Origin of the sequence: Exiguobacterium sp. s124 (genome assembly GCF_018617485.1) — a bacterium.
Lineage (GTDB): Bacteria > Bacillota > Bacilli > Exiguobacteriales > Exiguobacteriaceae > Exiguobacterium > Exiguobacterium aestuarii.
Genome location: NZ_JACSKH010000001.1, coordinates 1299814 through 1319560 on the forward strand (window position 1 = coordinate 1299814; position 19747 = coordinate 1319560).

Genomic DNA, 19747 nt, shown 5'->3' on the forward strand with positions numbered 1-19747 from the left:
TATATACGTTCCCACAATCATGACCGTTCAGTCGATTCGGTACATAAAAAACCGGATGACCTTCTTAGAGATCATCCGATCCATTCTTTAAAGAGACTTTCACATCGACGAGGGAAAATGGATTGTCGAGTGACGCGGCAGCAGCTTCCGATTGTGCGACGTTCATTTCGGTCACCACCGGTTCTTGACGGCGTAGGCGGAATGCACGTTCAAGTCGACTCGTCAATAAATTAAAGATAAAGATCAGCGCTGCGAGTGCAATCGCCGGTATCAGAAATAGATGATTTGTCATCCATGTCATCGCTGTGAACTGTTTGAAGTAATATCCGAACATCGAAGACCACTCATAAACCGTCGGCATGACTCCTTCATATAAGATTACGGTCCCTCCGAAGAAGATTCCAAACAATGAAAGATGAATGAGTAACATGAGTGTTTGTACGAATTGTTGCATAAAGACGATGACAAGCGTTGGAATAAGATGCGGTAAGAGGTGCAGCCTCACACGATGCCAGACACCCCCACCGAGGGTTTGAGCAACAATCATGAACTCTTGTTGGAGTAATTGTCGGATTTCTGTGATGAGATATAACGTGACAGCAGGAAGTCCAAGCATGATTAAAACGATTAATTCTAACTTTACACGCTCGAACAGTGGCGTAATTTGTGTAGGGTCTCCAAAAATCAAGGTCGCCGCCAACATCATTAATGCGAGTAAAGATATCGGCAAAATCAAAAATCCATCTAATATTGTTTTAAAGAACCCATTCAAACGTGCTCCACGGAACGCAAGCGGAATCCCAATGAATAGCCCGATGACCACTCGTCCGAGTGCGACAATCGCACAGATACTAACAGTCCATTTAAAACCTTCCACGAGCATCTGGAATAAATCATATCCAGCATTGTCTGTCCCGAGCCATTGATATTTCGAAGGTTCTAGTGGTGGTATTCCGATGAGCCTCCCTTCATCCGAGTAGAGCATAAGGGTTTGATCTACGTTCCCATCACGAAACACGGTATTTCCAACACTCATCAACAGTAGACCCGCTACGATGACAAAGCAGAAGATAAAAATCGGGTCACGCATTAATACGCGTCGCATCAAATCCCTCCTTTCCATGCATTCGGAATGATCCACTCAATGAATAGGTCCAACAGAAAAATCGGAATATAGATGACGAATAAAATGACGAGCAAAATCTCCATCTGTGGATTGTAGACGGCGAATCGAAACAGCCCTTGGACGTTAAATAAATACTCGACGATGAGAAGCGTCGATAAGATGGTGATGATGTTTGAGCGGAAAAAGAGGTAGAACCGATAGATGATGTTCGGCAACAAGTGCTTCCAAAACAGTCCTCCCGGTCGAATCCCCTTCGCTTGAGCAAGTTCAAGGTAAGGGATGGCCTCTTGTTCATGGATATGGATGGTCAGCCATTTGATAAAGAAGAACATCGTCGTCAGTGTCAAGGTGACAATCGGTAGAAATCGTATGTATTCTGCGAACCCACCAGCCACTTCGATTCGATCAAACCCTGTTGCTCTATGTATAGAAATGGCGAGAAATTGTGAAAAGATTAACCAAAATAAATCAGGAACCATCTCAAGTGTCTGACTCGTTTGGTGCAGAACGGTGCGAACCCGTCTGCCGCTTTGATAATAGTAGTAGGCATACAGGAGACCGAGTGTAGTCGACACGGCGAGCGCCGTCGTAAAAATGATGACCGACTCTTTGACGAGCGGTCCAAGCGCAGGTAATAAAAGTAAATCTGTTTGAGCGGTGAAGTTGTAGTATGTAATCTCATCAAGCTTTTGGAGTTGGTTCAGCTGTTGTTGGATGCCGTTCCAGTAACTCGTCAGACTAAAATCTGTTTGAACGACGATTGTCGGTAGCGCACTGATCGCAATCAAGACAAAGAATGCGATGACAAGATGTGCAAATTTTCGTGCAATATAGGTCATTGTTCTGTCTCCTTTGAATTACATATCTCATCCGAACGTGTGAAAGGATGTCCGCTATTCTTTTATTTTGTAAAGGGAATAATATCCAAAGACACTTTCCATTGATTCTAGCATAACTATTATGTGAATAGAAACAATTTTCAGAAATCATGATGGAGAAGGAAGTATGCTATGATATGTATATAGAAATATTTAGGAGGTTGAAAAGATGTGGATTGTTTTGGGACTGGCTGCGATTGGAGCCACGCTTTTGAACTTGACTGTCTTTATGATGGAGAAGGATTACAAACTACCGATGGCGATTGCGCTGTCCTTGACCGCTCTCACGCTATGCGCCGAATATAGCTTGCTCAACATTTGGGTAGAAGTTAAGGACTGGGGTGCCATAACAGATGTCGTACCCGGCATGTCACGCGCGCTTTGGTTCTTAACGATTGCCGCAATCTTTTTGAATATACTTCCGATATTTTTAGAGGGGAAGCGAAAAAGACTGATGCAATCAAAAAAGGAACCAGTTTCGACTTACAATAACTGATTACATATAAAACGTGTTCGAAGCTAGTCTATAGCATCGAACACGTTTTGTTTTAGAAATAAATTAATTACAGGTCGAAGGCAATCACATAGTTTCCACCCACAATTTCACCGTTGACGAGAAGTGCTGCACGTTTAATATCTTCTGGTATCTCGTAGGTCAAGGTGACCAGAGATGTAGACGGAACACGTAACCAGGAATTATGTTCCCATCCTCCTCGTTCGACTACTGTGAATGTTTTGATTTCATACTCTTCACCATCTTCACCCAGTAACTTATAGCCTGGAGGAAAATATTTGATCATTCCCCCATCTGAATCGGTACCGGCTTCCGGTGTGTCACCACGTACTGCCAAAGAAACTAATTTGAATCCTGGCTTAGCTGGAGCAACTTCAGCAGGCGTTTGAACAATATTCTCAATCTTTACGAGTTCGTCGCGATAGGTCGGGTCGTCATATTCATAATATCGAAGTGAATCACTTCCTCGTCTTTCGATTTCTTGAGAAGCTTTCAAAGACAATTCAGTTAAGTCCAATCCAATCACATACTCCCCGGCCACCATATCTCCTCTAACGATGAGTGCGACCCGTTCCGTTTCTTTTGGTACTTCGTATGTCAAAATCAGTTTCGTGACAGAAGGGACACGCAGATAGGCTTTATTCTCCCATCCTCCTTGCTCTACCACGGTATGAGACACTTGTTTATACTCGTCCCCTTTCTGGTCCAAGAGAGGATATCCTTGAGGAGCAAATTTGAACGTGCCTCCCTCGTAATTCTTGTCTTCAAAGAACACATCTGCCGTCAGAGGAATCGAGACCAACTTGTTCCCCTCTGACGGAGATGGAGTATCTTGAGGTGGTTCAACAGGATCACCGATCGTGATATATTCATCTTCATATGCAGGGTCTCCCGCTTCATAATATCGATAAGCCTTCTGCCCCCTGTCTTCGATTGCGTCGTTTGAACTGGACACCGATTCCGCTTCGGTATGTTTCGATTGTCCAGAATCCAAGTCTTCTATTTTTTCTCCAGAAGTCCCTTCGACCACTTCTTGTGTTTCCCTGCTCTGATCAGGACCTGCACCGTCCGGGAGCGCAAAGAAGAAGAGCGTCAGAACGGCTGCCCCGAGACCACCTGCGACGGTCCCGAGGACCCACTTGAAGCGTCGTTCGGTCCTCTTCGTGTTCACCTGTGTCCCTCGCATTGCCTGATAAGGCATGACATTGACAGCCATCTGTGCGGGAAGGAGTGCCCCGCCGAGTCCCGTTATAATTGGGACGAGTAAAGTCGCCGTGAGGAAAAGCACCTCGGTGAGCGGGAGTGATCCATATACGTTCCAGACAAGGATTCCTGCAACTATCAGTCCAATTACCCCTGCCATTAGGCCAAGCAGACCTCCCTCGAGGAGCACGAGTCCACGTATGTTCGAAGAGCGCCAGCCGGTCGCCTTCAGGATCGCAATCTCACTTCTGCGCTCATTGATGTTCTGCCACATGACCTCCGTCGTCGTCAAAACTGCGATGAGGAGTGAGACACCCATGGCGACATAGTGCATCGTCCCCACTTCCAGTGCGACATACTCTCCGAGGAGCGAGGTGAACATGACTCCTTGCAGTCGGACGGAGACGAATAAGAAGAACATGAACAGACTCGTCGGCACGGCGATCGCGAGGAGCGTCAAGAGCGTGCGCTTCCACTGCGTAACGAGCTGGTTGAACGCCATCCCGATCACGCCTTCGGCCCGAACGAGCCGTAACCCGCGTGTCGTCGCACCGGAGCGCAGCGCCTCGTATGGCTTGATTCGCCGGATCATCATCATTGGCACAAGGGATCCCATCACATAAATACCGAGCCCCCCAAACCCGATCAAGATGACACGAATCCCTGTCGTCGCCGTTTCTCCGGCAAGGAGGAACGCGCCCAAAATCGACCACGCAATGAGGGCAACGACACCACCGAGCAGTAACGCCTCCATCAAGAGGAGCCTTGAGAGTTGACGTGGTCCCCAGCCAAGCGAGAGGAGCACGGCGAACTCTTTCTTCCGGGCGTACAACATAATCACGTTCGAGGTGAACACGTACAGGATTGCGACGAGGATGACACTCGCGATGACGCCACCCATGCCCATCTTCGTCTCCTCGAAGATGGTGAACGAGGACCCTAGTCGGACCCACGGCTGTTGAACCCAGCCGAGCGCCTCGCCTTCTTGAAGACCCGGTAAATATGTGAGTGCCATCTGTGGGGACGACCCGAGCGTGACGTCAGTGATGAGTCCCGTCTTCTCCTCGATCTCCTTCGCGATCGCTTGGAGTTTTGCCTCGCTCTCTTCATTCAACTCGTTGACCCCGCTGACATTGACCCGGATCGCCGAGATCGGCTCGTCACCGAGGATGGCTGCGGCCGCCTCGAGCGTCGTCAAGACGAGCGGTGGACGTGTGAGGAAGCCACGATCGTTGTTGACCGGCAACATCTCCTTCACCGGGTTGACCGGCTCGTCGTCGGCATCGATAACCCAATCGGCCTTCGCCGGGAAATAGGTCTCCATCGGCAAATCCGTCAGCGGGTCGCGTGCCATGTCAAGCTTCCCAGGATCGAAGACCCCGATATAGTTCAGTTTCACTTTCGGCCAAGTCGCACTCGTCTCCCCGAAGGTAGATAAAGGACGATACATCTGTTTATAAGGATAGATACTGTCTTCGGGCACCTCATATGGCTTCACCTGATAGGCGAACGGCCATCGATCTGAAAATGGGCTTTTCACAGGCTCATAATCGAGAGATGAGGGACGAAACGCCAAAAACTCAAACCCATTCGATTCATTGGCAAAGCTAAATCCTTGCCCGTCCATAAACGACTGAATTAATTTCTGATGCACCTCTTTTGTACTAATTTTGTCCAGACGACTCGTTTCTTTCCCAGGAAGGGTATCTAGGAATGTCTCGCCACCCGCCTCCCGTACTTTGTCTGCAATCTCAGTCGTGTCCAAGGATTCGAACGGAAGCTCTACCTCCTCCAGACGATATTCCATCGTGGCATCCACGAACATCTTAGAACTCATCAAGACAGGGATATGGGTGATCCCATCTTGTACCTCTATTTCTCCTGACTGTTCGAAATATCGACTGATCCCTTCTTTTTCAATGATTGCCTTATCTAACCCGACAAGTGCTGCTTCTGCCTCAGGGTCAACCCCTGCTATCATGAAGCTTGAACCATAGGCAGGCACAAATTTCCCGCCGGGCATCGTCGGGCTGAGTCCATAATTCGGATCAGCATCCGTAGGGCGCCATCCACCTAAAAAATACGTGGATGACTCCTCAACCTCGACAGTTGCCCCGGTGTTCGTCTCTTCAGAGAAAAGAACTCTGTATACAACGGGTTTTGAGATATCGAACTCACCGACATCTTCAAAGTAATCGTGTGACCCGATCATCGCAATCGGTGCCGCGACTTCGATGTCCTCAATCTGTTTAATCTGCTCATATTGCTCGAGTGTGATGCCCCCGTCCAAGCCGCTCATATAGTTCGGTTCGAGCAGATCAAGCTCCTCGGTCACGCTCCGCGTTCCGTGTGGCCGAACGACGAGATGATACGAGGATTTCCAACGCTTCTCGAGCTCGGAGACGACCGTCCCCTTATTCGACTCGGTCAATCCGACGAGATACGACAGCCCCGTACTGACGATCAAGACACCGACAAGGAGCAAGATGAATCGCTCCTTGTTACGCCACCATGAATTCCAGATGAACTTAAGCATGGATTGTCACCCTCGTATCAATCACCTCGATGATTTCACCGTCCTTCATCCGAACCTGCACCTCGGCTCGCTCGGCAATACCCGGGTCGTGGGTTACACAGATGACCCCGCAACCCTTCTCCCGATTCAACTCTCTCAATAACTCAAAGATGACCTCTCCCGTCTCGGAATCAAGATTTCCGGTCGGTTCGTCCGCTAGCATCCATTCCGGCTCATGGATGAGCGCGCGTGCGACTGCGACGCGCTGTTGCTGCCCGCCTGATAACTGTGACGGAAGAGCATCTATCTTGTCGCTCAACCCGACCCGATTCAACAAAGCGAGCGCACGCTCCTTCGGATTGTAGTCAATCTTTCGACCAAATAGTGGTGACATTACGTTCTCCACTGCGGTCAGAGTCGGGATGAGATGAAACTGTTGGAAAATGAATCCGACCTTTTCGAATCGAAAGTCAGCTAACTCTTTAGCTTTCAGTTTATTCAAAAGCTGATTATTGTAATACAGTTCACCGCTCGATGGAACGTCTAATGTTCCAAGTAAACTTAACAACGTCGACTTACCTGAACCTGAAGGACCGATAATGGATATGAAATCGCCACTTTTAAACGTCAAAGTAACATCTGATAACGCATTTGTTTCGACCCCTTCACCTGAAAACGTTCGGTTCATTTGCTTACACACGAATGTACCCATTATTACCCTCCTCATTTCAGATATAACACTTTACATATTTTAACTATATCTAAAATTTGGAATCGGGCAATATTTTTTTGATAATTCTGTTTTTTGATTCTTTAATGATTATTATTAGCCATTAAAAAGACTTGTACCAAATTAGTCCTAGTACAAGTCATTTACATTCCAATCTTATTCAGTCGAAAACAATAGCTCGCCGTCCATAGATCTCAACTCATAATCGATCCCACTTTGAAACTGCTTCGTCATCGTCGCGCGACATGTAAACACATGTCCTGGACCATATGCAACGTCCGGAATTTCCTTGAAGCCGTATGACCGCTCACCGAACCATAGCGTCACGTTCGATGAACCCTTCGATGATCGGTCATCGACGACATAACATTCTCCCGTCTCGACGATGTAATTCGTCGTCATACGATCGTACGTCTCCATGCCTGCCATCCCAAGTACAAGAACAGAGCAAAAAATCGCGAGAAAAGCTTGTCCTAGTTTTGCTCGATTCCGAGTCTTTCTCCACTCTCTCCAATAGATGACAAGAGATCCTAGACACAATAATCCAATCAACCAATAAAATATAATTTCCAACAACCCAATCACCTCATTCTGTAATACGACTTTCTTCAAAAAAGGATTCGCGATTCCTCATAAAAAAACTCGACATACGTCGAGTTAAGTCGTTTCATATTCCAGCTTTCGCTTTTGCCAAGCGACAAGCAGGATGCTGATGATGACGAGTAGGAACCATGAGGACAGTTTCCCTAAATCCACAATGGCCCAACCGTTCAACTGATCCGGATACGCCCAGCCGTTGTAAAAGGTCACAATATTCTCAGCGAGCCAGATGAAGCAGGCAATCAAGAAGAACGAAAGCACGACCGGCATGTTGAATCGCCGATCATCGAGTTTGTACGAGACAACCGAGCGGCCAAACGCCAAAAAGATGAGTGCAATCAATAGCCACCGAAGGTCTAACCACACATGGTGCCAAAAAAAGTTGAAGTAAATCGCGATGCCAAGTCCGAAGGCGATGATCGGGTTCGGCATTTGCGTGAACTGTAAATCGAGACGACGCCACGCCTGAACGACATAACTCCCGACGCTCGCATACATAAATCCGGCATAGAGCGGGACGCCCCACACTTTTGTGAACGCCTCATCCGGATAGCTCCAAGACCCCATCTGCACTTTGAATAGTTCAAGACCAAGACCGATGACATGGAACCAGCTGATGACTTTCACTTCTTCGATTGTTTCGAGTCCCGTTTTCACAAGGACCACCTGAACGAACAAACACCAGATGAGTAAGATGTCATAACGGGGAATCGGCAACTCCACAAATTTTGTGACGGCGAGCGCTCCGAAGATGGCGACTGGGAATATACAACTGAGTGCTTGTTCATAGGCGAAAATAAAGAGATAGCGGATACGTCCCATCGATTCGTCCTACCTTTCTATATATTCGTACAAGAAGGAAGATTCCCCATCATAAAAACGTGGGTCAAATACACCGAGCCGTTCTTCATTCGACACAATGACGACGAACGGCGACCATTTTGTTAGAGTGAGTGCCTCTTGATTCGCTTTAAACAATGGTTCAAGACTCGTCTTTTCGGCACTTGTCAATTCGTATCGCAAGTTCGCTTCTTGATATATCGAATCTTGAAAGAGCGATACGTTTTCGTCAGTCTTCGTGATCACCGTGAACTGAGTCGGGACAAATGAAGCCGAGAGCGCCACTTCGTCATATTCCTTTGAATAAGACTGATATAAATAGGCGCCTTGCGCACTTTGAATCGCGACATAAAGAACGAGGGCAGCCCATGCATACCGATACGTCGTATACCGCACTTCTTGTTTGCGGGCGACGAGCCAGGCGACTAAGAAGATTCCCCAATAGACAAAATCGACAATCGGGATTACACCGAATGTAACTCTCACGTCCGAAATCGGTTCAAAATACCCTGTCCCCCACGCATTGAACAAGTCGGATGTATTGTGTATGAACACAGACAATAAAGCCCACCAAAAATAGCGGATGTCCGTCACTCCAAAGAGGAGACGAACGAGTATGTAGATGAGTAGTGCAAAGAGTGGGACGAGAAAGATTGAGTGTGTGATGCCCCGATGCCACATCTGATACATCCCTTCCGTGTCCCATAGTCTTGAAATCACATCACTGTCCGGGATTTGGCTCCCGACGAGCGTCGTGACGAACAAGGCCCGTTTTTCATGTTGTTGTAAATCGCGTTTATCGGATGCACCATATAGTGTCAAACCGAATAACGTATGTGTAATCGTATCCACTTTCTACCTCCATAGCGAAAGAGACATCTCCCAATAATGGACGATGTCTCTTCATCTTAGTTCTCTTTATCCATTTTCATGGCGCGTCTTGCGACGATCGTTACGAAAATGACAGCGACAATCGGAATGATCAATGGCATCCAATTCAACATCCGCCTGTCCCCCTTCATTAAGTGTCGCAAGCAGTATAGCACATCTGATTACTCGATGGATGAATGAATGCTTGTCTTCTCATAAGTAGTTGCCATCTTCTCGATCGTCGCCTTCATATGATCGCGAAGCGTGAGCGGTTCGACCACTTCTACTTGTGCCCCTAAAGAGAGCAACCAGTAAATGAATCCGTCCGATACGGACGCATCAAAACGGATGAGGAATCGTTCGCCATGCTCGGACACGGAGACGTCTTCCCCCAACTTATCGAAGATGACCGGGAGAACGCGTTCGTCGACCGATAAAACGATTTGCTCATCCAAGCCGTTGTACATATTGAAGGACTTTTGGTAATAGTCATCTGGAAGATGGTGTTTCGGACGAATGGTGCCGTCTTCTACAATCTCGGAGTTGACGATTCGGTCGACCCGATAGTTCCGAACCTCTCCGATTGATTCGTCGATGCCAATCAAGTAATACTGTTCGTGATTCCAATGCAAGTCGATTGGATTGATGACGTACCGTTCTCCATCACGGCGGAGCGGGAACGTTCGCTTTGTCACGTCGAATCCGATGACATCCGTATATTGGAATGAGATGGCTTTTCGTTCATGGATCGCTCGCTGAATGCGGTCGATGTGATACGGAATCTGTCCGTGTTTTTTCTTCGGTGTCTTAATGATCGATTGTAGCGTTTTCGCCTCAGGATTGCTCGTCAACATTTGAAGCTTTTCAACAATCTCTTCGGTCACGTCTTCCGAGATAAATTTGGCCGCGACGATCGCATCGACCATCATCCGAAGCTCATGAATCTCGAATAAACGAGCAGAGTGCCAATATTTTTTGGCGAGACCATTCTTCTCTAATTCATCCTGCACTTCAAACCCCGAATTATTCAGTGCCTGGATATCGTCTTTCACCGATTTTTTTGCTAACTTAGAAGTATCTCCAATCGTTGACAAGTATTCGAGCAAATCTTCTAGCGTCTTAGGATTTGCCTCGTCCGTGTAACGTTCGAAAAAACGTCGAACTTCAAGTAACCGCTCTCGGTTATTCACGGTTCTATCCCCTTTCATTTCTATATCTATAATATGTATAAACAGACATTATCATTTTATTTCCACGAAATAAAGGTATTTTCCATTACAAAACGTTTAAGGAGGCGCCATCTGAAGTGAAATATTATGCACACGTCGACGGCTCAAAAATTGAATATATAGACCGTGGTCACGGTCCTGTCATTGTTTTGATTCATGGGACCCAATCATCTAGTTTAGAACCATACCATGTGGACCAGTTAATTTTGTCAGGTTTTCGGGTCATTGTCCCATCTAGACCCGGATATGGAGAAACACCGTACTCTTTTTCAGCATCTCCCCAACTTTTTGCATCCCGACTCGCTCACTTGATGCAAATGCTAGAAATTGATCAATATCATGTTTACGGCATCTCTGCCGGAGGACCGACCGCGATTGAACTCGCTTCCCAAAACCAACGTGTAAGAAGCTTGACACTCGCTGCCGCTGTGACTAGTGTCGTCGATTTTCCGTATCGGGACACAGTCAGCAGAAATATTGTCCAACCCGCATTCATCGCACTTCAATACATCATGAAACAATTCATTGCTCGTGCCATTCAAAAACATCCGTTCGAAGCGACGGCACGCATGATTCAATCGACGAGTGTGTTGGCACTTGAGACGATTCGGGAAGAGGTGTCTCCTTATGACATCTTCCTCCTCAAGCGTGTCGCCAATCAAATGGCGTTTGGCCTTGGGGCCCAGTTCGATTTGAAACAGCGTGTATCGAGCGAAGTCTTACTCGGTGTGACGTGTCCGACCTATATCATTCACTCGAAAAATGACAAAGCCGTCCCCGTACGCCATGCTCATTATGCGAAGCGGTTGATTCCCCATGCTCAGCTAACGATCCTGAACAGCCCGGGACACCTCATTTGGGTCGGACGGCAAGCGAGAAAATCAGAGCGACAAATCGAACGGTTCATTCGATTCAACTCGTAAGCATCTCATAAAGAGGTGCTTTTTTTACGTATTTAACCCGAGGACATCAATCAAGCGATTCGTCGTATGTTCTGGTAACTTCCAAATAACGTCCGTCCGTTCGAGTTTCGTGATCGCACTCGGACGGTTCGGTTGACCGAGCCAAAGCTGATAGCATTCCTGTTCTCCACCCTTATAGTGCAACATCAGATCAAAATCGGGAGCCACTTCAATCTCAATGCCTTCGATTTCTTCCGAACTTCGTAGCATTTCCGCGAACACTCTGACTTGCTCTGAATCAGAAAAGTCCAATACTGGTTCAGAGTTGAATCGTTCTCGTAATTTTGACTCTGCTACTATCACGCGTTCCATTTCTTCTCTTTCGAGTTCTTCTGTATCGATTTTATAAGGCATCGTCACTTTACGAATTTCAGCTGTCCAACGAATTACTTCACCCCTCTCGTCTTATATACGTCGCATCGATTAAATCGGTTTCAACATTTGGAAAATAAAAAAAAGCCGAGCAATCGCTCAGCTTTTACACTCATTCATACTTCCAGCCAACTAGACTTGCCTCCGCTCCGACATAGCGAATCCGCTTCTCGTTATCACTTGGGAAGACACGAAGCGTTGCCACAGCGTCGCCATCGTTCACGAAACATTCGACGCTCGACGAATCGACGAACAGATGAAGGGACGTGACGTCGATCACTTTTGTCCTTGTCGTCCCGAACTCCGTTGCGAAGGGTTCACCCGCATTTGTCCGATCGATCGTCAATTCGCGAGCTTCTTTCTCATACCGAATCACAAGCGATTCATCACCAGTCTTCATCAGTTCAAGTTCGAAGTCTTCACCAGTCGACGATAATTCAAGCTCATAGCGCTCAGGTGTATCGATTTCCAAATACGTATCTGTCTCATTGACAAATTCACCTTGTCGAAGCTTCTTCATCTCAGGAACAGGTCGTTGTTTCAACATGCCATCTTCTAGTGATAATTCACGTGGCAACGTCAACGCATGCGCCCAGCCGTAGCGGTCTGTCGGATATTCAATCTCCGGTAATCCCATCCAGCCGACTAGAATGCGACGACCGTTATGTTCCGTCGTTTGCGGGGCGTAAAAATCGAACCCGAAATCCAGTTCCTCGAACGTACCGTGGCTGAATACGTTCGTATTCAAGTCGAGATGACCCGTCAAGTAGCCAGACTGATAGATGTTATGGTAGCGATGCCCTGACGCCTCAATCCCTTGAGGAGAAAAGATCAAGACATGCTGTCCATTGATCTCGAAAACGTCCGGACATTCCCACATATAACCGAACTGCTCGAGCTCGGTTTTCACTTCACCTAAAAACGTCCATTCGTTCAAGTCGGTCGAACGATATAAGACGACACAGCCCGTCTCATCTGTGCGCTGTGCTCCGACAATCGCATAAAATGTGCCAGCTACTTCCCACACTTTCGGATCGCGGAAATGTTCTGTATAGCCAGCCGGGATATCTGGGATGGCCACATTCCGGCGTTCAATCATCCCGTCACGTAGGACACCGATAATTTGCGAGGCGTGACGCGTCCAATCGTCTGTCCGATGATTCCCGGTATACATCACGTGAAGGGTGTCGTCTACGACGAATCCACTTCCAGAATAGGCACCGTGGGAATCTTCCTTCGTTTCAGGGACTAACGCCACCCCGCGGTCGGTCCAATGGACAAGATCGGTAGAACTGACATGGTACCAATGTTTGAGACCGTGAACTGGCCCGAGCGGGAACCATTGATAGAATAGATGGTACTCTCCATCATAATATGTGAAGCCGTTCGGGTCGTTGAGGAGGCCCGTCGGCGGCTGGATATGGTATCCAAACCGCCACGGGGATGCGGCCGTCTTTGTTCGGAGCACCTCCATCTCGAGGGCGCTCACGTCACGGAGTGAACGATAACGTTCGGCCTTCGTCCAATTCATAGTGTCACTTCCTTTTTCATTATGCGGCTTGTTTGACCGCTTCTTTTTTTGCTTGTCGTTTTGCAAGGATGAATGTCAATCCGAACGTCACAGCGAATGCAATCGCCATTCCGATGATATACGAGATGATTGACCCTGGTGCGATCGAGATGATTCCAGGTAATCCAGCTGCGCCGAGCGCTACTGCCAATACGTCGTTTCCGACGATGAAGGCAGATGCGATGGCCGAACCGACGATCGCTGCGATGAACGGATAACGGAGTTTTAAGTTAACCCCGAACATGGCAGGCTCTGTAATACCAAGTAGTGCCGAGATTCCTGATGCTGAAGCAACACCTTTCATCTTCTTATCGCGTGTCAAGAAGAAGACAGCAAGCGTAGCCGCCCCTTGAGCGACGTTCGACATCGCTGCGATTGGGAAGATGAACGACCCGCCTGTTTCTGCGATATCAGCGAGGAGTTGAGTCTCGATTGCAATAAAGCTGTGATGCATCCCAGTGATAACGATCGGCGCGTAGAGGAGACCCATAATCAAACCACCGACGAATCCGAGTGAGTCATACGTCCATACTAATCCATCGATGATCAAGTTCCCTGCTTCACGTGTGATTGGACCCACGAACGCGAACGTAATGAACGCTGTGAAGAGGAGAGAGAGTAACGGTGTGAGCAAAATATCAAGTGATGCCGGCATGAACTTCCGGATGTTGATTTCCAATTTCGATAAAATATATGTCGAGACGAGGACTGGTAATACTTGTCCTTGGTATCCTAACTTCTCAATCTCAAGACCAAAAATGTTCCAAACGGGAATGTCTTCAACCGTTGCCTGAGCATACGCGTTGATCAAGTCCGGGTGAACCATGATCATCCCGAGGGCCGCACCAAGATATGGGTTGCCACCGAATCTCTTAGCTGCAGAGAATCCTATGAGGACAGGTAAGAAGACGAAGGCGGCGTTTGCGAACGTATTGATCATCGCTGCAAGGTCAGCCATACCTGGATACTGATCAATCAATGATTGTCCTTCAAAGAACAAATCAGGTGCTGTCAATAAGTTGTTGATCCCCATCAAGAGACCGCCGGCAACGATCGCCGGGATGATTGGTACGAAGATATCGGATAACATTTTGACGAATTGTTGGAGCGGATTCATCTTTTTCGCCCCAGCCGACTTCACATCTGACGTGGACATGTCACCAAGCCCAGTCAATAGCGAGAACTCGGTGTATACCTTGTTTACGGTTCCTTGTCCGATGATGATTTGATACTGACCACCTGTCGAGAACGTTCCTTTGACAACATCAAGTTCCTCGAGTTTTTTCTCATCGACTTTTGACTCATCGTTCAAAACGAGACGAAGGCGAGTCGCACAGTGGGCAGCTGCCGCAACGTTTTCTTTCCCACCAATCGCTTCTAATATCGATGCTGCTTCTTTTTTGTAATCCATCTTCATTTCCCTCCTAACGTTTCATTCACAAGTTGTCGTGATGGAATTGCTGGAATAGCTCCATATGCCGTACAAGTCAATGCACCTGTGACGTTTGCATATTCAATGTCGGAACGTAAGCGCTCCGGGTCAAATCCGAGTGTTGCTAATCGATACAAATAAGCACCGACGAACGCATCTCCCGCTCCCGTCGAATCGACACTATCAATCGAGATTGAAGGAACGATTTCATGATGCGCGCTTGTCGCAATCAACGTGCCACGAGAGCCGAGTGTGATGGCAATCTGTTTTGCGCCTAACTCTAGAAGTGCTTGAACCGCTTCATCAAGTTGCTCTTCGTCGGTTAACAAGTGTGCTTCTTCTTCGCTCAATTTAATGAAGTCCGCTTCGGCGATGAAGTGTCTCGCATCTTGTTTAAATTGCTCGAGGTCCGTGATCAATGCTTCCCGATAGTTCGGGTCGAATGAGATGAACAAGTCATCCCGTTTTGCAAATTGCAATAATTTGAAGTAAGCGTCTTTCAGTTTTCCGTCTAGTAATGCTGTCGCTGAACCGAAATGAATGAGATCTCCTTTTTGAATCAATGACAAATCAATAGATTCAAACGCATAATCTCCGTCACTTCCGCGTCGGAACGTGAAATCTCGTTCCCCGTCTTCTTGAATCGACACAAATGCGAATGTCGTATCCCCCGCTTCCACGAGATTGTCCGTGTCGACGCCATTGTCCGTCAATGTCTTTTTTAAAAAGAGACCGAACGGGTCACTCCCGACTTGACCGAGGAAACTGGATTGTCCTCCATGCTTACTGACGACTGCCGCAACATTCGCAGGTGCGCCACCTGCTTTTTTGACGAACGTCGTTCCGTTGACGAGGTCGCTCGAAGCATCCTCGCACACCCAGTCAATCAGTAGTTCGCCGATACAATGTACGGTGTTCATATCGTCCACCTCCATAAATCATATAAGTTCTTCACAAGATTGGTACCGGTTCCAATTTAGAATAAAAAATGTTGCGGAACCGGTTCCGCAACACAAATGTAAACGATTTATTTTATCTTGTCAACGCTTTCGCGCACTTTTAATTCAAAAATTGTGAACGTTTTCATCGGGACGTCGTCACCATGTAAAAGTTGTAGCATCATGTCAGCCGACTTTGCCCCGGTTCGTCGATACGGGAGATGGACGGTAGTAATGGATGGGTGTAGAACTTCCGTGAAATCATAACCGCCAAAACCACTAACTGAGACATCATTTGGAACTGAAATACCTTGATTCGCTAGGCCTTTCAACACGCCGAGTGCAATATTATCCGTTGCACAAATAATGAGTGAGGTCGAATCAATTTCTTTCGCCAATTGTTCTCCGACCGGGATGGCGTCCTCGATCTTAAATGTCGTCTGAACAAGATTGACGTGTGCACCCGCCTCATGAAGCGCCTTCAAAAAACCATCACGCCGATTTTGTCCGACTGCGATGTCTACCTCCGAAACACCGACATACACGACGTTCCGATGTCCCCATTCGGTGAATCGAGTCCCAAGTGCATATGCGGCTTCATAGTCTGGATAGACAAGACTGTGGACGTTGTCATGCTGTTGACCGATTAGCAAAACCGGAATTTGAATCGCCTCAATCGCTTCAATATGACGTTCCGTGACCGTCGTCCCGAGCCAAATGATGCCGGCGACTTTTTGTTTGGCCAAATTGTACAGTTGTTCAATCTCCCGTTCTGTCTGTTGTGCCGTATTGACGACGAGCATCTGATATCCTCGTTCTGTCAACCGTTCATCGATTCCCATCATCGTCCGTGAAGCGGCGTAAGAATCGAGTCGTGGAACGATGACACCAATCATCTTCGTCTGTTTTGACTTCAGGCTCTGGGCAAATTGATTCGGTTCATAATTCGTTTCCCGGATGACCCGATCAAGTTTTTCTCTAGTCGCCTTTCCTACCGATCCGCCGTTCAAATAACGTGAGACCGTACTCTTTGCGACCCCTGCAATCTCGGCGATATCTTTTATGGTGACTTGCTTCATCCTTACCCCTCCATATGAAAAAAGCTGACGTGCGAGACGCCGTCAGCTTAATGGTTAACTACATATCGTTTCTTAAAATTTAAATAATATAAACCGTTCCGCTTTTCAAATCCGTTTTGAACGAGCACTTGATGCATTTCTTGTTGATGTGGGCTCGTCGGCGGAATCCCGGCTCGGACAGTCTGTCCATCCATCAATTTAGAGTCTAGTAAGGCAAGACGTAAACCTTCTGTCGCATACCCGTTATTTTTATATGCATCAAACACCATCAGGTCAAGTTGATATACCCGGGCAAGTTTGAGTAACAACACTTTACCGACAAGTTTGTCATCGACCATCAAGTCATAGTAGAAATCTTCCCCATAGCTGTGCTCTTCTGCGTGATAAAGTTGTTCCGTCCCCATTTCCTCGAGGATTCCTTTTAACTCTTCGGCAGAAACACCATATGAGTTTTCTCCATATTTTTGAAAGTGTTCATATTCGATCTCATCAATCTGGCGAATAGGTTGACGCACGATGTTCATCCCGTGCCCTCCTTAACTAGTAGTTCAATATCTGTCTGCGCTTATTATAAACGAATCCAATCATGAAGCGCAAAAGATAACCGAACGTCATATCGGTTCTATATGAATATGAACCGAATCGACCGCATGCTGCTCATCTAGTTTTCGTTCGATCTCATCACATAGTTCATGAGCCGCGTCCACTGTTAAATCGCCATCAACTGCAATCGTCACATCGAGCATCACGTGATTTCCTAAATGACGCCCTTTGATTTCCCGAACTTCTTTCACACGTTCGAATTGATCAATCGTTTCCTCATAAGACTCGACGAGATGTGGAGGGAACCCGTCAGAAAGCTGATGGGTCGCATCTAAAAAGATTTGAATCGCCGTCCGGATGATCATACCGGCAATCACAATTGCTAACACCGTATCCATCCACGGAAGTTGGAAATATGCGAACAAGACACCTAGTGTCGCACCAATAGAAATCATCGCATCCGCTAAATTGTCTTTCGACGCAGCTTTGAGTGCCAATGACTTTGTTTTCTTCGCAAGATTCAAGTTGAATCGATACACCCCGAACATGATGAGCGCACTTACGAACGCGACGACTGCTGCTAGCGGGTTCGGTTCTGCATATTCTCCCCCGATTAAATTCGACAGACTATTGAAGAAAACGAAAATACCGACTGCAATCATGATTAGTGAGGCAATGAGTGCTGAAATAGTTTCCATCTTCGCGTGCCCATATTTATGCTCGGCATCCCGCGGCAACGCCGCAACCCGAATTCCGATATAAACGGCTACGGACGCGATGATATCGGTCGTATTATTGAATCCATCGGCTAATACCGCCTCTGATTCATATAAATATCCAAAGAAGACCTTTAATACAGATAAAATCAAATAAGCCGTGATTGACACAATCGCTCCCTTGAGCGCTTTTGGTGGATGATTTGTCGTTTCCATCCGCCCACCTCCTTATTAGCTCAGTTAGTATAGCAGGTGAACTTCGTGTGGGGATAGAGAAACAATGTTTCTTATACTCAAAATAAATGGAATATATTCCCGGTAGTTTCGTTTAACAAATTTTATGGTAAAGTAAACAGGAAGAGACCTTAGGGTTAAACCGCAAAAAGAGGTGAAACAGATGTTTACAGAACGAGATGGAATCAAATTGAGATTGGAACAAATTGACAGATTGCTTGTTGATTTGAATCGCGAGGCCAAGCAATTGATGGCACGCCTTCGCGAATTAGATGCCTCTGGAGAAAATCCGCACGAAGTATCATTGAAACCTGAAGAACGTGATACATTGAAATCGTCAATCGACGAGACGCTTGAAGCGCTTCAAAGCCGTTCAAAACGTCCAGTGAACGTGAACGATGAGAAGAAGAAAGAACTCGCTTCTCATAAAGCACTGATCGATGAACTATCAGATTTACTCAGTAAGAAAAAATGAGACGCCTCTGCGTCTCATTTTTTGTGAAGGAGCCCTACTATGTATATCGTAACCACTTGCTTACGTCCGACAGATGAAGTGTTATCTCGGGCGCATGTTCATGCCGCAGAATACAATATGAAGTTTGTGGATCGACGCAAACATTCCATCGACGAACTGAAAAAGCGCCATCATCAGGACGTACTTGTATTTGACAAGAGACGCGTCGAGTACACACCACTTCACAGTACAGAACCATTCTTTTTTCACCCTTCTAGCTCGGTCTTTCGGGTGAAACAACTCAGTCGTGGTGGAACCGATCCGCTCATTGACGCTTTACAAACCGAACCAGGTGATCAAATTTTAGATTGTACGCTCGGATTAGGTTCGGACAGCATCGTCATGAGCCACACTGTGGGTCCCACTGGAAAAATCGTTGGACTCGAAAGCCAATTCATTACGGCACAGCTCGTTCGGGAGGGACTAAACGTTTGGGTCGAGAAAGATGAACAAATCAATGAGGCGATGCGCCGCATTGAGGTCGTCCATACCAATTCTCTCGAATATTTGAAATCGTGTGCGGAAAATGCATTCGACTGTATTTACTTCGATCCGATGTTCGAAAAGACTATTTCAGAATCGGTTCATCTGAACCCACTTCGCTCAATCGCCGACACTTCCCCGCTCTCGCAAGAGCTGATGGACGAAGCAAAACGAGTAGCAAAAAAACGAATTGTCCTAAAGGCGCATTTTGAGAGCGATGCCTTCGAACGCCATGGTTTTACTCACATTAAGCGAAAAACATCGAAGTTCCATTACGGATATATCGACATGGAGTCTAAGACTATTTAGTTCATATTGACTAAATAGGTCTTTAGACTCTTTTTCTGGTTATTATTTTCTGAATATTGACATTAATCAGACATAAACGGTACATTTACA

19 protein-coding genes are annotated in these 19747 nt (G+C 46.9%); 4 read left to right on the forward strand and 15 right to left on the reverse strand.

Features of this window, described 5'->3' with window-relative positions:
• Positions 1 to 64 precede the first annotated feature (64 nt).
• Together KNO85_RS06825 and KNO85_RS06830 are read right to left on the reverse strand one after the other, a co-directional pair.
• On the reverse strand, positions 65 to 1105 hold the full coding sequence (locus tag KNO85_RS06825; protein WP_214788209.1) for an ABC transporter permease: 1041 nt from the start codon (positions 1103 to 1105) through the stop codon (positions 65 to 67).
• The gene (locus tag KNO85_RS06830) at positions 1105 to 1965 is read right to left on the reverse strand and encodes an ABC transporter permease subunit (RefSeq protein ID WP_214788212.1); all 861 of its coding nucleotides are present in this window, start codon (positions 1963 to 1965) and stop codon (positions 1105 to 1107) included. The genes KNO85_RS06825 and KNO85_RS06830 overlap by 1 nt, the downstream gene beginning before the upstream one ends.
• A gap of 208 nt (positions 1966 to 2173) precedes the next feature.
• Here KNO85_RS06830 and KNO85_RS06835 point away from each other — a divergent pair, with 208 nt between their 5' ends.
• Positions 2174 to 2500 (forward strand): hypothetical protein, encoded by a 327-nt coding sequence (locus KNO85_RS06835; protein ID WP_214788214.1) that lies wholly within the window; start codon positions 2174 to 2176, stop codon positions 2498 to 2500.
• Positions 2501 to 2567: 67 nt separating this feature from the next.
• Here the strand turns inward: KNO85_RS06835 and KNO85_RS06840 are convergent, their stop codons facing one another.
• The 6 genes from KNO85_RS06840 to KNO85_RS06865 form a co-directional block, all read right to left on the reverse strand.
• The gene (locus KNO85_RS06840) at positions 2568 to 6257 is read right to left on the reverse strand and encodes an ABC transporter permease (protein ID WP_214788217.1); all 3690 of its coding nucleotides are present in this window, start codon (positions 6255 to 6257) and stop codon (positions 2568 to 2570) included.
• Positions 6250 to 6951, reverse strand: coding sequence for an ABC transporter ATP-binding protein (locus tag KNO85_RS06845; protein ID WP_376777881.1), 702 nt, complete (start codon positions 6949 to 6951; stop codon positions 6250 to 6252). Before KNO85_RS06845 ends, KNO85_RS06840 begins: the two co-directional genes overlap by 8 nt.
• A 171-nt stretch (positions 6952 to 7122) precedes the next feature.
• Positions 7123 to 7386 carry a hypothetical protein gene (locus KNO85_RS06850; protein WP_214788220.1) on the reverse strand — a complete coding sequence of 88 codons (264 nt, stop codon included), beginning with the start codon at positions 7384 to 7386 and terminating at the stop codon, positions 7123 to 7125.
• A 237-nt stretch (positions 7387 to 7623) separates the two neighbouring features.
• Positions 7624 to 8388, reverse strand: coding sequence for a DUF817 domain-containing protein (locus KNO85_RS06855; RefSeq protein WP_214788222.1), 765 nt, complete (start codon positions 8386 to 8388; stop codon positions 7624 to 7626).
• Positions 8389 to 8397: 9 nt separating this feature from the next.
• Entirely contained in the window at positions 8398 to 9258 is an 861-nt protein-coding gene (locus KNO85_RS06860; RefSeq protein ID WP_214788224.1) for a metal-dependent hydrolase, read from the reverse strand.
• Between the two features lie 200 nt (positions 9259 to 9458).
• Positions 9459 to 10466 carry a helix-turn-helix transcriptional regulator gene (locus KNO85_RS06865; protein WP_214788226.1) on the reverse strand — a complete coding sequence of 336 codons (1008 nt, stop codon included), beginning with the start codon at positions 10464 to 10466 and terminating at the stop codon, positions 9459 to 9461.
• 116 nt (positions 10467 to 10582) lie between these two features.
• On the opposite strand from KNO85_RS06865, the gene KNO85_RS06870 reads away from it, so the two are divergent.
• Entirely contained in the window at positions 10583 to 11428 is an 846-nt protein-coding gene (locus KNO85_RS06870; protein WP_214788228.1) for an alpha/beta fold hydrolase, read from the forward strand.
• A 24-nt stretch (positions 11429 to 11452) separates the two neighbouring features.
• On the opposite strand, the gene KNO85_RS06875 is transcribed toward KNO85_RS06870, so the two are convergent.
• The 7 genes from KNO85_RS06875 to KNO85_RS06905 form a co-directional block, all read right to left on the reverse strand.
• Positions 11453 to 11779, reverse strand: a complete 327-nt coding sequence (locus KNO85_RS06875) for a YhfM domain-containing protein (protein WP_214788230.1) — start codon at positions 11777 to 11779, stop codon at positions 11453 to 11455.
• A 172-nt stretch (positions 11780 to 11951) separates the two neighbouring features.
• A complete protein-coding gene (locus tag KNO85_RS06880; RefSeq protein WP_214788233.1) occupies positions 11952 to 13370 on the reverse strand; it encodes a glycoside hydrolase family 32 protein in 1419 nt (472 codons plus the stop codon).
• Positions 13371 to 13389: 19 nt separating this feature from the next.
• Positions 13390 to 14820 (reverse strand): sucrose-specific PTS transporter subunit IIBC, encoded by a 1431-nt coding sequence (locus KNO85_RS06885; protein WP_214788236.1) that lies wholly within the window; start codon positions 14818 to 14820, stop codon positions 13390 to 13392.
• 2 nt (positions 14821 to 14822) lie between these two features.
• Positions 14823 to 15761, reverse strand: coding sequence for a carbohydrate kinase family protein (locus KNO85_RS06890; protein ID WP_214788240.1), 939 nt, complete (start codon positions 15759 to 15761; stop codon positions 14823 to 14825).
• A 107-nt stretch (positions 15762 to 15868) separates the two neighbouring features.
• Positions 15869 to 16858, reverse strand: a complete 990-nt coding sequence (locus tag KNO85_RS06895; protein ID WP_214788243.1) for a LacI family DNA-binding transcriptional regulator — start codon at positions 16856 to 16858, stop codon at positions 15869 to 15871.
• A gap of 47 nt (positions 16859 to 16905) precedes the next feature.
• Entirely contained in the window at positions 16906 to 17382 is a 477-nt protein-coding gene (locus tag KNO85_RS06900) for an N-acetyltransferase (protein WP_214788246.1), read from the reverse strand.
• A gap of 87 nt (positions 17383 to 17469) precedes the next feature.
• Complete coding sequence (locus KNO85_RS06905; protein WP_214788249.1) at positions 17470 to 18333, reverse strand: cation diffusion facilitator family transporter; 864 nt, start codon at positions 18331 to 18333, stop codon at positions 17470 to 17472.
• Between the two features lie 181 nt (positions 18334 to 18514).
• Between KNO85_RS06905 and KNO85_RS06910 the strand changes: the two genes are divergently transcribed.
• On the forward strand, positions 18515 to 18826 hold the full coding sequence (locus KNO85_RS06910; RefSeq protein ID WP_026826028.1) for a hypothetical protein: 312 nt from the start codon (positions 18515 to 18517) through the stop codon (positions 18824 to 18826).
• A gap of 39 nt (positions 18827 to 18865) precedes the next feature.
• Positions 18866 to 19657, forward strand: a complete 792-nt coding sequence (locus tag KNO85_RS06915) for a class I SAM-dependent methyltransferase (RefSeq protein ID WP_214788252.1) — start codon at positions 18866 to 18868, stop codon at positions 19655 to 19657.
• Positions 19658 to 19747 lie beyond the last annotated feature (90 nt).

Bases quoted from the DNA above. Each gene is read 5' to 3' on its own strand.
- KNO85_RS06830 (WP_214788212.1), bottom strand. From the start codon at position 1,965: ATGACCTATATTGCACGAAAATTTGCACATCTTGTCATCGCATTCTTT.
- KNO85_RS06915 (WP_214788252.1), top strand. From the start codon at position 18,866: ATGTATATCGTAACCACTTGCTTACGTCCGACAGATGAAGTGTTATCT.
- KNO85_RS06825 (WP_214788209.1), bottom strand. From the start codon at position 1,105: ATGCGACGCGTATTAATGCGTGACCCGATTTTTATCTTCTGCTTTGTC.
- KNO85_RS06900 (WP_214788246.1), bottom strand. From the start codon at position 17,382: ATGAACATCGTGCGTCAACCTATTCGCCAGATTGATGAGATCGAATAT.
- KNO85_RS06905 (WP_214788249.1), bottom strand. From the start codon at position 18,333: ATGGAAACGACAAATCATCCACCAAAAGCGCTCAAGGGAGCGATTGTG.
- KNO85_RS06840 (WP_214788217.1), bottom strand. From the start codon at position 6,257: ATGCTTAAGTTCATCTGGAATTCATGGTGGCGTAACAAGGAGCGATTC.
- KNO85_RS06895 (WP_214788243.1), bottom strand. From the start codon at position 16,858: ATGAAGCAAGTCACCATAAAAGATATCGCCGAGATTGCAGGGGTCGCA.
- KNO85_RS06890 (WP_214788240.1), bottom strand. From the start codon at position 15,761: ATGAACACCGTACATTGTATCGGCGAACTACTGATTGACTGGGTGTGC.
- KNO85_RS06850 (WP_214788220.1), bottom strand. From the start codon at position 7,386: ATGGAGACGTACGATCGTATGACGACGAATTACATCGTCGAGACGGGA.
- KNO85_RS06875 (WP_214788230.1), bottom strand. From the start codon at position 11,779: ATGGAACGCGTGATAGTAGCAGAGTCAAAATTACGAGAACGATTCAAC.
- KNO85_RS06835 (WP_214788214.1), top strand. From the start codon at position 2,174: ATGTGGATTGTTTTGGGACTGGCTGCGATTGGAGCCACGCTTTTGAAC.
- KNO85_RS06880 (WP_214788233.1), bottom strand. From the start codon at position 13,370: ATGAATTGGACGAAGGCCGAACGTTATCGTTCACTCCGTGACGTGAGC.
- KNO85_RS06885 (WP_214788236.1), bottom strand. From the start codon at position 14,820: ATGGATTACAAAAAAGAAGCAGCATCGATATTAGAAGCGATTGGTGGG.
- KNO85_RS06855 (WP_214788222.1), bottom strand. From the start codon at position 8,388: ATGGGACGTATCCGCTATCTCTTTATTTTCGCCTATGAACAAGCACTC.
- KNO85_RS06910 (WP_026826028.1), top strand. From the start codon at position 18,515: ATGTTTACAGAACGAGATGGAATCAAATTGAGATTGGAACAAATTGAC.